The sequence below is a fragment of the Pseudomonas sp. MIL9 genome (assembly GCF_016887925.1).
In the GTDB taxonomy this organism is placed as follows: Bacteria; Pseudomonadota; Gammaproteobacteria; order Pseudomonadales; family Pseudomonadaceae; genus Aquipseudomonas; species Aquipseudomonas mohnii.
On the sequence record NZ_JAFEHE010000020.1, the window covers coordinates 431,898 to 444,823 of the forward strand.

Consider the following 12,926-nt stretch of genomic DNA (forward strand, 5'->3'; position numbering starts at 1 on the left):
GTCCGTACTCCTCGCAGCCCACGCTCAATGGCGTAACCAAGGCGACGCCATAGCCCATTGGGGCTTTCGAATGGTGGGGTCAAGGTTATCTCCGGTAGGCGCCGCCCTCCGTGACGGGATGCGACAGAGGATGGTGGCTATTTGGAATTACTCGGGTTTTCGAGTAAGGTTGCCCCAAATCCCGTACAGGCAATGGACAGCAATAATGATGATGGAGCGTTCAATCAGTACAAAACAAGAGGCTTACCTTGGCTACGAGATCCTCGTTGCTGCAGAAGGCCCCTTCAGAGCAAAGCCTGACGGCCTGGAAAGTTTGCGGACGTATCACACAACAAATGTTTCGATTTGGTTGGCCGGACAGATGATCAGAGAGTGGGACGAATCACCTGCAATGCTCTTTGTCTCGCGCGACGATGCAATTGAGTTTGGGTTTGAAATCGGCCGAATGATCGTCACTCAGCGCTACAAATCATCAGCTTTCAATCCGCTTGCTCGTGTGCGCAAACTCTTTAAGCTGCCGCGACTGCTTTTCAGTAATTAGGATTTTAGGTCGCGACATGTTTGCGAAGCGTGCGGACTCTTCAGGAGGTGCGGCGGCGAGATTGAGCAGGAAGGTCGACACCGTCTCCTGCCATTCGTCGAAGTCGTGGCGCTCGCCCAGCACCTGAAGGGCATCATCAAGCGCCTTCGACACAATCAACGTGCGCTTCTCGGCTCCGATCCGATCCGCTCCAGCAAGCCTTTCTCCTTGGCACGCTTTTCTCGCTGGAGCTGCACATTGTCTTTGGCCATGACCTACCTCTTCTATCCCACTGGGCGGCAAGCCGGCAACATCGGCTTGTTCCAGAACAAGCAGGAGATGATCGACCTCTATACCAATCAGCTCAACATGCTGGAGGATCAGAGGGACGCCGAGGCCGATATCGCCAAATGGCAAGGTGAGCAGGCGAGACCCTGGCCTATTACAAAAACGCCGAGAAGGAACTGGAAGCCTCCCAGCGCGCGGGAGTGATCAGCCAGGCGAGTTACACGGAGCAGCGCGTCAGTCTGTTGAAGCAGCAGGCCGACGAAGTTGCCCAAGGCTACCAATCTGAAATCGATGCGCTCGAAGCAGCCAAGACTAAGAAGAGCACGACCGGTGCTCAGATTATCCAAATCGATCAGAAGATCGCGGATGCTCGCACCGCAATGGTCAAGGCGCAGCAAGACGGCGACAGCGGTATCCGTCCGGCAAAGTCATCTAGCCCGTCCTCCAAAGCTATCGTATCCGTCCGGCGTTTGAGCCCGTCGGCAAAGCAAAGTAACTCGTCTTCTCGCGCCGCCCCTGCGGAGTGCGCTAAACCTAGGTCAGATTTAATCCGCCGTCTGACAGGAGTATTTCACCGGTTAAGTAGTCCGAATCAACCAACATTGCAACAGCGTTTGCAATATCGTCTGGGCTAGCGGCCCTGCGCATTGGGGCGCGATCTCGCCACAACTCTTGGGCACCTGTCCACTCTGCGGTCAGAGGCGTGTCGACCAAGCCAGGCGCCACAGCATTTACGCGAATGTCTGGCCCAAGTGACACCGCGAGCAAGCGGGTCATGTGATTGAGCGCAGCTTTGCTCACCGCGTAGGGAATGGATGCGCCCTTAGGACGGACACCAGCATGCGAACTGATGTTTACGACGCTACCTGCTCGACGGTAACGGGCGGCATCGCGCAATGCCGATTCGGCCAATGCGACTAGGTGGAACGGCGCCACCACATTTATCTCGTTAAGTTCGTGCCACACCGCCGAAGTGGCCGAGGCAAGATCGCTGTGCGGAATAACTCTGCTGATACCGGCGTTATTGACCAATACGTCGAGCTGACCCCACGCGGCGATCGCCTCGTTAACAAGCCTGACCCTGTCAGCTTCAAAAGCAAGATCAGCTTGCACGTAGATAGCCTGTTTCATTTCGGCAGCCATAGCGCGACCCGTATCCGCAGAGTTTCGCGAATGGAGGACCACCGCATAGCCTGCCCGGCTCAGTGTACGTGCAATGGCTGCGCCGATACCGGAAGTGGACCCTGTAACCAACGCGACGCGTAGTGCGTTATCGATTGGAGGATTGGGTTTCATATGGAAATCTCGAAGGGGTTGCTAGAGAACCACCACCGCAACACCGTGGGTCGTCGTAGGTGGGAATCATTTCCTATCTGCTGGTAAGTTGCCGACCCTGAATGTCGTGCTGTTGGAAGTCATATTTGTGCAGCTGGTTCTTAAAATGCAGTCTGGATATCTCAGTGTGCACCCGTTTCACGAGTTACTGATGTTTGTTTCGAGGTCACGCAATGGACAACAATATACGTCAGGGCATCCCGACTTGCGTAACCAAACGGGTTGCCATTTATGCGGCCGCAGTTCGGAAATCTCACTCGCACGCTGCGTTGGCAAGCGCGTGAGAACGTCCTTCAAATAGATCTCGGTCACGCCGAGTTCAAAACTGGCCTTATAGCCGCCAAAATCGTCGCAGACCAACTTGCCTTTCCAGCCTTTCAGGAAGTTGCGGGCGTGTTCTCCGGCGCGGCTGGGGCTGAAGTCATAGACGACCGCTGCCAAGTCCGAAAACTGGCTAGTAGCGTAGGCCCATACATCGGAACGATGGGTTTTCTTTGCGCCAGGCTTGAGCATCTGTACCGGCGTTTCGTCGGCGTGGATCACGGCGTGTGCAAGAACGGCATCACGCAAGGCACCCGAACTTGGCGATCATGACGTGGGCTAGCAGCCCTGCGGTCGGAATGCCCTTATCGATGACGTGCGCTGGAACGGGTGCCTGAATCAGCGTTTCGCAGTCATCACAAACCCTCTTGCCTCTGATGTGGCGTTCGACGGTGAACACGCCCGGCGTGTAGTCGAGCTTTTCGCTGACATCCTCGCCAATACGCTTGAGGGCGCAGCGGCACTGGCAGTGGCTATTGTCGGGTTCGTGATGGATCAGGGTGCGCGGAAACTCCGGCGGTAACGCCGTGCGCTTAGGTTCTTGCGTTGTCTCGGTAGCAACTGAAGGTGTTTGCAGTGCCTGAAGTTCAGCCTCAATCGCCGCGATATCAGTATCGATCAGATCGTCCAGCAAGCTGGCCTGCTGCGGATTTAACTGCTCGCTACGCTTGGCAAATTTGAAACGTTTGAGCTGTGCAATCTCGTGGGTCAGCTTCTCGATCACCGCTTGGTCACGGTGAATCTTTTTACCCATGGTCTCGACTGTCTGATCAAGATTCTCGACACGCTGCATCAACTGCGCCGCCAAAGCACGCAGTTGTACAGGGGTTAGTTGGTCAAGATTGGGGAGCGAAGTCATGCCGCAGACTTTGCCAGAACAGGCTAATACCGACGATAGATCCATCGGACAATTGCACGGCCCAACTGGCTGCGGCAGGCGTTACAGGATGAAAATCGCACCACCTGGCCCGACTCTTTGCCAAGGCAAGCCCAGCACCAAAGCTTGTAGCTGTTCTGCACCCAACTCCACCTGAGTACCGTGTCGAGAGCCCGGCCAGAAGAACTTGCCCTGGTGCAAACGGCGGGCCGCCAGCCAGATGCCCGGACCGTCGTGTACCAACACCTTGATACGTGTGGCGCGACGATTGGCGAACAGATAAGCGCAGTGCGGCTGCGCCGCACCGAACACCGCCACCACTCGTGCCAGCGCGGTTTCGGTGCCAGCGCGCATATCCATGGGCTCGGTGGCGAGCCAGATGGAATCGATGCGAATCATCGCAACAGGTCTCGAACAAAGGTGACACAAGCATCAGCATTTTCGGCGGGCCAGTTCACTTTGACGGTGCCGCGCGGGTGAGGGATTTCGAGGCAAATGGTAGCTGGAGTGATATCTGATCGTGACGCGGACGACTGTAATGTCAGCGGAATGAAGGCTGGTGGCTTGGCAACATTTGTCTGCGATTGCAGCCGAATCCACTTATGAACAATGTTGGCGTTAATGCTGTGGCTCAGTGCGACGGATGTGGCTGTAGTCACGTGGGCTATGCCGAAGCTGCCGGGCCAGGCAGGAAAGTGCTCGACGAACACATTGCCTGCCGGGTGGTACTTTTTGCGTGGTAGAGCGGTGGCCAAGTTGTCGAAGCCCCAATCCGAAGCTTGACTGTATGAAATGCCCGGCACATGTCCGGGCCTTCTTTGGGGCGAGCAGTTCCGGCTGGCTTGCAATTGCAAACTTGCACGCGTCGAGAATCAGCATTCAATCCATTTTAATTCGTGCCTAATGTTCTCCTTGATTTTTACACTTGATCCGTATTCGTTGTAGTCAGCTTTTGAATTGTGAATCAAGCCAGTGGTCTAGTTCAGACACTGAATGACGGTCGCGCATAGGCACGTGACTGAGGCTGTCTGCGATCTTGAGTCTATTTTGCTGCGTCGTCTCATAACCTCTTGTTATTAAAAATGTTTCAATATATTCAGATACGCTGATGATCTTATTGTCAGAGGTGAACACTGCATTGAAACCTGGTTTGTTTCGCGAATCGTTTTGATCTCTATATTCCAATTTGCTCACCTATTTAAAAAGGGAATTTGGTTTCCTTTATTTAAATATGGTCCCGTTTTGTCGAGCTGACTCAAAAGTCAGTTATTTTATTTTTTAATGGGTATTAGGCATCGAGTCAAAAATGTAACGTTCTTTATATGACTCTTTCGAACAGCGAAAAGCCAAGATGGTCCTGCTGGAAGACCTTTGGCTTCGTTGCGGTATTGGCGGCTGTCGTAGTCATGTAGATAGAGCTGTCAGCGCTCTTCAAAGCTTTACTCGAATGAACGCGCCTCTGCTTTGCGATATTGGTGGGGCTACTTCTCGACCAGGATTTTCGGGTTGGCACTGCCCCAGACGGTGTAGAGGTCGGCCAGCAGCGCACCGTTGATCTCTTCGACTTCAGCCTGGCTGACTTCGCTTGCGCCTTGCTTGCCAAATAACACCACTTCATCACCCGCCTTGACGTCGGGGGCATCCGTGACATCAACCATCACTGTGTTCATCGAAACCTTGCCCACCACTGGCACACGATGACCATTGATCAACACCACGCCTTTGTTGGTAAACACACGGCGATAGCCATCGGAGTAACCGACCGTGATGTTGGCCAGCTTCGAATCACGTGTCAGGGTGAACGTGCGGTCGTAACCCACTGTGTTTCCAGCAGGGTAGCTATTGACCGAGGCCACATGCGACTTGAACTGCATCACGCGTTGATACTCAGTACGCGAGAGGACGGTATCGCCAAACAACGCGCCGCCCGTGCGCACCATGTCCAGGCGCGATTCGGGTACTTCCAGGGTGGCGAAGGAGTTAGCTGCGTGCAGGGTTATCTTGCTGCGGTCGAGTTGCGCGACATCCATCAGCCAGGCGGCTTGCTCATTGAAGGTCGCCAGCCCTTTACGCACATCGTCCTTATCCTCCACGGCAAAGTGGGTCATGATCGCTACCACTTCGACATTTGGCAGTTTGGTGATCGCTAGCGCGTCTTGTTTACCCTGCTTGGTGGCCATTTCAATGCCGTTACGGCTCATGCCGCTTGAGTTGAGGCCGATGTGCACCTGCAATTTTCGACCATGTTTATGTGCAAGATCGGCCGCTTGGCGGGCGAAATCGAGGTTACCAACCAGTTCTTCGACGTTGTACTGCAGAGCATTTTCGAGCTCCCCCAGGGAGGCGGTGCGAACACGGATCAACTGACCTTTAAATCCGCTTTCTCGAACCACTCGCGCCTCTTCATTACTGGCGACCGCCACACACGGTACACCCAGCGCTATCACCGAAGGCATCACCAACCCTATGCCATGACCATAAGCGTCGGCCTTCAGTACCGCGCAGAGTTTCGACTTGCCGGCCAGTTCCGCTTGCAGGGTTTGGATGTTGTGCTCGAGCGCGGCTTTGTTGATTTCAATCCAGGCATTACTGATTTGAGCAGTCAGCTCGGTGTTGCCGTTTGTGAGTGACAGTGGTGGCGCCGCTTGGACCTGGCTCTGCAAAAGGATCAGGCCGAGAGACAACGCTAGAACAGTACGGGTAAAGGGCATTTGAAACTCTCCATGTAATCGGTCTTTTTTTTATTATTCCGGTGCCGATTATTGGAAGGCTGTGTAAGTTGCCGTTGTACGCTGGGTTCAAAGATGTAAAAACATGTAAGGAATTTGTTCGCGCTCACCCAGGCCCTATGCGATGGCATCAGGAGGGGGTGTTGCTCGGCTGCCGCAGACAAAGACGGTGCTACCACTAGACTAAAAGAGCCCGCTGGCGAAGTGCTCAGCAAAGGATACGGTCTGGCTGTTATCACAGCGATGAGCTTTGCAGGCGACATCAAGTGATTTGCCGCCAAGACCTCAAAGGCGCATGACGAAATCACTCGGGGCACTAACATCGCGCTGTTCAATGCAGTCATTCAGGATACGCCCGTGGATGAGGGGCGGATGCGCGGCGACCGGCAAACCACGGTCGACCAGCCTGCTGCATCTGGCGATCAGCATCCTGTCCGCGTGCATACAGACGCTTGCCGTGCGGCGGCTATCATGTCCCGCGTGTGCGAAGCGGCGATCTTGATCTTGCGCTGATGTCCAGGGACTGGCCTCAAAGCGGCACATTTCTCTTCAAGGAACCCATGGTTTGGGTTGGCCCACTCCAGTTCGAACTGTGCAGGCTCGTAGTCGTTACGGTCGCCCTGAGAGCGTAAGGTCACCACAATGCCTTGTGTCAGTACGCCTGGGTGAATGCGTCGGGGACGTGCGATCAGCCGATCTCCGTTTATACGTCATCATATTGATATACCGAAGCACTCCAATATCGGCTGCCGTTACGTCGTTGGCGAGTCCACCCGTTTGCCAGCAGTCGTTGGGAAATCATTCGATTCATAACGCCATGACCGACTAGCAGAACCGGCTCTTCACAGGCAAGGGACTGCAGTCGTTGAGTCGCCGCGCTGGCGCGCAGCCTCGCGGCGCCGAAGGATTCGACGCCGCTCGAATAACCGCACAGCCATAAGACTCGAAAGATAAATGCCCAGGAAAACGGCGATAGTCAGGGAAATCTCCAACGACCATTGGGCAGTTGTGCTTCGCAGAAAAGCGCATCGACGACAGCAGGCTTCAGCCCGAGTACCTCGACGGAGCTCAGCGCACGAGGCGCGCTGCTTGAAACAATCATGGTGGCGGCTGCGGCGAGTTGCTGGCTGGCGTCCGGAGCGGGATGGCGGATGATTTCGGATCGGTTGTATTGCTCGATCCAGTCTTTCATCTCGAGCATTGAGATTTTTTCGGTCCTGGCCATATTTGGCTGGCCGTGACGCATCAGGATTATTGTCTTGCTCACAGTTTGTTTTCGTCCTTGTTTTTCTTAAACCAGCCATGCATCCGATACCACGCCACAGTGTCAAAAATTGTCTGCTCCAGCACTCGAAAACTCAGGCCAAGATCTTGTTCACTCTTACGGTGGTTAAAACAGGTACGGTGCTCCTCTCGTATCAATAGGCGCAATGTCGCCATGCTCAGCAATATAGGCTTGCCGGTAAGGCGCGCGTAGATCTCCTGCACCGCCGCCAATAGGTATAGAGCGGGCAGTGGCAGTTGCCGAGCAGGGGTTTTGACGCCCGCTATACGTCCCAGGACCGGCACCAACTGGCGCATGGTCAGGTTCCGACCTGCCGCGAGATAACGTTCCCCTCGTCGTCCATGTTTGGCTGCGGCAATCTGAGCCCATGCCACATCACGGGCATCGACCACCGAGAAGGTGCCGGGGATCAGCCCGGGCAACTTGCCGTTGACGACATCCTTGACCAATTGTCCCGAAGAGGTCGGGCCCATATCGCCAGGTCCCCACATCCAGCCGGGCAGAACCATGCAGGCATGCATCTGGGGATGGGTTTCAAGAAACGTCAAGACGACACGGTCAGCGAGGATCTTGCTGCGGTAGTAGTCATCCGCATCGGATTCGGACCGCAGGCATGTCTCATCGATAGAGGTGCCAGGGGCCCCGTCGAGCACGGCAATCGAAGAGGTATGGATAAACCGGCGTATCCCCGCGCGGTAGGCCTGGTGAAGCAACTCTCGCGTACCGGCGACATTGATCTTTTCGAGTTCTGCCCAGTGGCTGCCACCCTTGTAGTTATCGCGAAAGAACGCCGCCGTATGAAACACGGTATCGCAGCCTTGCAGCGATGATGCGAACGCGTCGATATCGGCCATGTCACCAACGACCAGTTCCACACTCGGGAGGTCGTTGAACTGCTGCTCACCTTTGTCTCTTGAACGGACGAGGGCTTTGACGGCGTAGCCACGTGCGACCAGTTCCCGCACCAGGTTGTTTCCCAGCAAGCCGGTTGCGCCAGTAACGAATACGTTGCGCATCGCTTAACCCTCTTGCTGTTCGGCTGACGGCATCAACACCGCGCTGTCGAAGCAAACCAGCGCAAGCATCGACGCCACATCACGGCGATTGAAGGCAAGAGCGGCGCGTTCTGCGTAGTGGTCGGGGCCCTTAGTCATACATTCCATTCCAGTCGTTTCGAAGGCCTGTAGATATACCGTTGAGGCCGGTCCTGAAAAACAGCGACTACTGCATAATGGCTTTGCATATTTGCAGACCAAGGAGGATGGGAGGTATGGCGTTGCAGGCAAATTGGGACGATCTTCGTCTGCTGTTGGCGGTCTCGCGGCGTGGCAGTTTTCTTCAAGCTGGCCAACTGCTGGGCATTGCGGCGTCTACTGTGTCCCGTCGTCTGACCCAACTGGAAGCTGCCCTGGGTGAGCCGCTCGTTGAGCGAGGCGTTGAAGGCTGCTGGTTGACCTCGCGGGGCCAATCCCTGGTGGAAGTCGCTCAGGCTGCGGAAGCGGGCTTGAGGCGTCAAACGGCGGCGGACCTGTCCGGGGAACGCCAAGAGCTATATGGCAGTGTCCTGGTCAGTGCCGGTGAGGGGTTTTCTTCTTGTGTGTTGGAGGCCGCAAGTCGTTTTACTTCCCTGCATCCGCGCTGCTCCGTGGAATTACTGGTCACCGCCGACTTTCACAAGATCGTCCGCGGTGTGGCGGATATCGCTATACGCACCGCGCATCTGGGCGAGCCATCGCTGATTTATCGACCAATGGGCAAGCTCGCCTACGGCGTCTTCGCTGATGCAGGGTACCTGAAGCGATCTCCAGAGGTGACCCTGGCTACGGCGGTCAACATCGCCTTGCTTCCTCCGCTGGATATGTTGCCTCAAATGCGTGCCGCAAAAGCTGCGGGTCTGGACCGTGCACAAATCAGCGTGAACTCGTTCGCCGTACAACTGGAGTCGGTGAGGCAAGGTATGGGCGTAGCTGTACTGCCACGTATTCTGGCGAAGGACCTGACTGAGTTGTTCCCGGAGCTTGAACTTCCAGAGATGGAGGTCTATCTGGTAACCCGGCCTCAGGCGTTGAAACAGGCGCACATCAGATGTTTCTTTGACATCTTGGAGCAGGTATTGCTCGAAGTCCTCTGCGTTGAAAATGTCGAAAATTAAATTTGGCGCGCATGCGCCCCTAAGCTATGTCGGTCGCAATCGGCGTTAAGCGAGCCATTGCGCAAGCTCGAGGCCTTCACCGGGGTGACGTTGCTGGAGCGGGGTAAAAAAGCGTAAGGCCGACACCGGCTGGCGAACGCTTACTGGTCCATACACAAGACATGCTTGCCTTGAGTGATCGTGCCCTTGAAAGCGTGCGTGGCCCGACCTTTGTCGGCGAGTTGCGGCTCGCCATCACCGACTACGTTCTGCCCAGCCTGATCGCCGACCTCTTGAAGACACTGCGAGTACGCTATCCGCACCTTCGCCTGTCGCCTCGTTTCACTCAGTCAATCCAACGGGTGCAATCCATGTCGGAGTATCAAAGGTTTTGATTGTCGAGGCGTCGTTTAAAAGCGCCGAGCGCAGTGCCAATCAGTGGGCCTATCACCGGGTCGGTGGCAATGCTTTCTGCGCTCAATCGGCTGGACAGGAGGTTAACAGTCATTGACGCTTCCTCGATGATGCGAGCCGACATCGTATCCAGGACCAGCCGCAATGCAGCTTGCGCGTGACTGGCTCTAGGCGATGAGTTGAAAAGCGCGACAGGCTTGCCCGGAAACTCTTCACTGCTCACGAGCCAGTCGAGCATGTTTTTGAATGCGCCAGGAATACCTCGAGCGTACTCGGGGCAAGAAAACAACAGCCCATCCGCCTGCCCGATAATTGCACGTAACTCGATGACTGCCTCGGGGGGATCCTCGAGCAGATCCGGGTTGAAGTGAGGCAACTCAGCCAGGCCTTCGTAATGCACGACCATTACCCCTTCGGGGCATAGACGCTCAGCTGCTCGTAGCAAAATTGAGTTGGAGGAGGCCTGACGCAGGCTTCCAGAAACAGCAAGCAGACGCACCATTTCAACACCGTTCGTGATTCGTAAGTCGGTGAAGTTTCGCACGAGCCGGACCTCATGCACCATTGCTGCATGGCAATGCAGAAATGGCAATCTGATGCTGTTTTTTATGTTGGATCTGAACCTTTTTTTTGCTGGTCGGTGCTCTATACAGTGCGCGACCGACACGCTAGTGGACAGTGATCGGCCGCCCACTATTCCAGGCTCTCTGAAGACCGGACGACCTTGAGAGTCTTCAGGAACCACCATGAATACTCGTCGCACGAGCTTTCACAGCAAGACACTTCCCGAATCGCAACGTGACATTCTCGGCATGATCGCGACCGATCATCATCTAGGCGACATACTCAGCGCCATCTGCCAGATGCTTGACGATCAGGCCCCCGAAACCTTCTGCTCGATACTGCTCACTGATGCCGAGGGCAAGCGCTTGCTGAGCGGTGCGGCGCCCAGCCTGCCGGTCGAATACAGTGACGCGATTCATGGAATGGCCATTGGTCCACACGAAGGAACCTGTGGCACCGCAGCGTTCCGGCGCGAGCTGGTGGTCACCGAAGACATCGCCCGGGACCCAAGCTGGGAGCGTTTTCGCGGGCTGGCGCTGGGGCATAACCTGCGTTCCTGCTGGTCGGTGCCTTTGCTCTCCCATCAAGGAAGCGTGTTGGGAACATTTGCCCTGTACCAGAGCCGCGCCCATGTGCCGGACGAGGCGCAGATTCAACGACTGGCCTGCGCGGCCCAACTGGCAGTCATTGCGATCCGCCGCGAGCGTGACGGCCAGCGTCTGGAGGAAAGCGAACAACGTTTTCGTTCATTGTTCACCTACAACCCCAACCCGGTGTTCGCCCTCGATCTGGCCGGCAACATCCAGAGTGTGAATCCGGCAGGCCTGAAGCTCAAGCCGCACACCGCAACCGACTTCATCGGTCATCACTTTGCCAATCTGGTGGTCGAAGAAGACCTGCAACGGGTCAGTCGGCATTTCTCTGCCGCCAGCACCGGAGAGCCCCAGCGCTTTGAGGCACGGGTTCGCGATGAGAACGACAAGCTGTTGACCATGGACATTTCCAACCTGCCGATCATGATCAATGGCGAGATCGTAGGGGTATTTGGAGTCGCCAGGGACATCAGCGAGCAAAAGCATTACGAACGCCAATTGAGCTTCAACGCCTGCCATGATCGTCTGACCGGTTTGCTCAACCGTGTATCGCTTGAAGACCGCCTTATTCTGGATTGTCACATCAGTCGTCGGCGCAAGCGTCGTCTGGCGGTGATGTGCATTGATCTGGATGGATTCAAATCCATCAACGATTCGACCGGGCACTACTTCGGCGATCAGGTGCTGATTGAGGTGGCACAGCGTATGACCCAGCAGGTTCGTCCCGGTGACACCATCGTGCGCATGGGCGGTGACGAATTTATCGTTCTGCTGCCTGACCTGCTTCGTGATGAGGACGTTGTACCGGTGGCCGAGCGATTGATGGCCAGCATTGCCAGACCCTACTGCATCCAGGGCATTGACCTGCACGTGAGTGCAAGTATCGGCATCACCCTGAGCGATGGTCATATCGAGCAGCCGATGCAGCTGATCCAGCAGGCTGACATGGCCATGTACAAAGCCAAGCAGCACGGGCGCAACAACTTTCAGTGGTACACCAGCGATCTTAATCTGCGCGTTTGCGAGCACGCGAGCCTGCGCAATGACCTGCAGAAGGCGATCGAAACCCAGTCGTTAACGCTGCATTATCAACCGCAGATAGAGGCGCGGACGGGTCGGGTGGTCGGGATCGAAGCGTTGCTGCGCTGGGAGCATCCGGAAAAGGGATTTATCTCGCCTGCGGTGTTTGTGCCGGTGGCAGAGGACAGTGGCCAGATCATCCCGCTGAGCCTTTGGGTACTCGATACGGCTTGCGCGAAATTGCGCCAGCTGGGCGAGCAGGGCATCACGGGCATCTCGATGGCCGTGAATATTTCGCCGATGCATTTCCAGCGAGGCCATTTCGTCCAGTGTGTCCAGGCCAACCTTGAGAAACATGGTCTGCGGGGTGAGCAACTGGAGCTGGAGATTACCGAGTCACTTCTGCTGCACAACGCCGAACAGGCGATCGAAACGTTGCACCGGCTCAAGGCGTTGGGGGTGCGCATTGCGCTCGATGATTTCGGCACCGGTTTTTCCAGCCTCAACTACCTCAAGCGTTTGCCGATCGACAAGATCAAGATCGACCGCTCGTTCATCCAGGAAATCGCCACCGACCATCACGATGCCGCTATTACCCAAGGCATTATTTCCATGGCTCATCACTTGAGCCTGAAGGTGGTCGCCGAAGGCGTGGAAACCGAGGCTCAGGTGGATTTCCTGAAGGGCAGTCGCTGCGATGTGTTCCAGGGGTATTACTTTGCCAAACCGATGCCCTGTGCAGAAATCGAAGCTTTCCTGAGTCATCCGCTTCCCCATCCTTGACCGGCAATCCTGCCTGGTCCCAGTCCTGGAAATCAGACGCTAAGGCAAATTTTCAGACCCCAGCGC

General features: G+C 55.8%; 12 protein-coding genes and 5 pseudogenes. 8 read left to right on the plus strand and 9 right to left on the minus strand.

The annotated features are described in order from the left end of the window. Positions 1-205: 205 nt before the first annotated feature. From JQF37_RS21630 to JQF37_RS31475, 3 genes and pseudogenes are all read left to right on the plus strand, one after another. Positions 206-541 (plus strand): hypothetical protein, encoded by a 336-nt coding sequence (locus JQF37_RS21630; protein WP_189340395.1) that lies wholly within the window; start codon positions 206-208, stop codon positions 539-541. A 105-nt stretch (positions 542-646) separates the two neighbouring features. Then, positions 647-1,012, plus strand: a complete 366-nt coding sequence (locus JQF37_RS21635; RefSeq protein ID WP_189340394.1) for a hypothetical protein — start codon at positions 647-649, stop codon at positions 1,010-1,012. Beyond that, a pseudogene (locus JQF37_RS31475) lies at positions 958-1,224 on the plus strand (hypothetical protein); the annotation flags it as partial. The gene JQF37_RS21635 and the pseudogene JQF37_RS31475, both read left to right, overlap by 55 nt. Positions 1,225-1,342: 118 nt before the next feature. Here JQF37_RS31475 and JQF37_RS21640 read toward each other — a convergent pair. The 5 genes and pseudogenes from JQF37_RS21640 to alr form a co-directional block, all read right to left on the minus strand. Then, on the minus strand, positions 1,343-2,104 hold the full coding sequence (locus tag JQF37_RS21640; protein ID WP_130206908.1) for an SDR family oxidoreductase: 762 nt from the start codon (positions 2,102-2,104) through the stop codon (positions 1,343-1,345). Between the two features lie 339 nt (positions 2,105-2,443). Next, positions 2,444-3,323: pseudogene (locus tag JQF37_RS21645) on the minus strand (transposase); the annotation flags it as partial. A gap of 81 nt (positions 3,324-3,404) precedes the next feature. Further along, a complete protein-coding gene (gene tnpB / locus JQF37_RS21650) occupies positions 3,405-3,740 on the minus strand; it encodes an IS66 family insertion sequence element accessory protein TnpB (protein WP_145989050.1) in 336 nt (111 codons plus the stop codon). Beyond that, positions 3,737-4,195, minus strand: coding sequence for a hypothetical protein (locus JQF37_RS21655; RefSeq protein ID WP_189340393.1), 459 nt, complete (start codon positions 4,193-4,195; stop codon positions 3,737-3,739). Before JQF37_RS21655 ends, tnpB begins: the two co-directional genes overlap by 4 nt. A gap of 627 nt (positions 4,196-4,822) precedes the next feature. Next, positions 4,823-6,052, minus strand: a complete 1,230-nt coding sequence (gene alr, locus JQF37_RS21660) for an alanine racemase (protein WP_130206906.1) — start codon at positions 6,050-6,052, stop codon at positions 4,823-4,825. 491 nt (positions 6,053-6,543) lie between these two features. Here alr and JQF37_RS31480 point away from each other — a divergent pair. Next, a pseudogene (locus tag JQF37_RS31480) lies at positions 6,544-6,693 on the plus strand (LysR family transcriptional regulator); the annotation flags it as partial. Positions 6,694-6,773: 80 nt separating this feature from the next. Here JQF37_RS31480 and JQF37_RS21665 read toward each other — a convergent pair. The 3 genes and pseudogenes from JQF37_RS21665 to JQF37_RS21675 all read right to left on the minus strand — a co-directional run. Beyond that, positions 6,774-7,316 (minus strand): annotated as a pseudogene (locus JQF37_RS21665) (histidine phosphatase family protein). 17 nt (positions 7,317-7,333) lie between these two features. Further along, positions 7,334-8,371, minus strand: coding sequence for an SDR family oxidoreductase (locus tag JQF37_RS21670; protein WP_130206904.1), 1,038 nt, complete (start codon positions 8,369-8,371; stop codon positions 7,334-7,336). 45 nt (positions 8,372-8,416) lie between these two features. Beyond that, positions 8,417-8,509: pseudogene (locus JQF37_RS21675) on the minus strand (nuclear transport factor 2 family protein); the annotation flags it as partial. Between the two features lie 116 nt (positions 8,510-8,625). On the opposite strand from JQF37_RS21675, the gene JQF37_RS21680 reads away from it, so the two are divergent. Genes JQF37_RS21680 through JQF37_RS31490 form a run of 3 tightly spaced genes read left to right on the plus strand, consistent with a single transcriptional unit; the run spans position 8,626 to position 9,881 of the window. Further along, positions 8,626-9,507: a LysR family transcriptional regulator gene (locus JQF37_RS21680; RefSeq protein ID WP_204149762.1), complete on the plus strand. Its 882-nt coding sequence runs from the start codon at positions 8,626-8,628 to the stop codon at positions 9,505-9,507. Further along, positions 9,508-9,624 carry a LysR family transcriptional regulator gene (locus JQF37_RS31485; RefSeq protein ID WP_223272673.1) on the plus strand — a complete coding sequence of 39 codons (117 nt, stop codon included), beginning with the start codon at positions 9,508-9,510 and terminating at the stop codon, positions 9,622-9,624. It begins immediately after the preceding gene. A 53-nt stretch (positions 9,625-9,677) separates the two neighbouring features. Continuing rightward, the gene (locus JQF37_RS31490; protein WP_223272671.1) at positions 9,678-9,881 is read left to right on the plus strand and encodes a substrate-binding domain-containing protein; all 204 of its coding nucleotides are present in this window, start codon (positions 9,678-9,680) and stop codon (positions 9,879-9,881) included. Here JQF37_RS31490 and JQF37_RS21690 read toward each other — a convergent pair. Beyond that, positions 9,869-10,444, minus strand: a complete 576-nt coding sequence (locus JQF37_RS21690; protein WP_223272670.1) for an NADPH-dependent FMN reductase — start codon at positions 10,442-10,444, stop codon at positions 9,869-9,871. The two genes, JQF37_RS31490 and JQF37_RS21690, sit on opposite strands and share 13 nt — an antisense overlap. A gap of 202 nt (positions 10,445-10,646) precedes the next feature. Here JQF37_RS21690 and JQF37_RS21695 point away from each other — a divergent pair, with 202 nt between their 5' ends. Beyond that, positions 10,647-12,860 (plus strand): EAL domain-containing protein, encoded by a 2,214-nt coding sequence (locus JQF37_RS21695; protein ID WP_130206900.1) that lies wholly within the window; start codon positions 10,647-10,649, stop codon positions 12,858-12,860. The last annotated feature ends 66 nt before the right edge of the window (positions 12,861-12,926 follow it).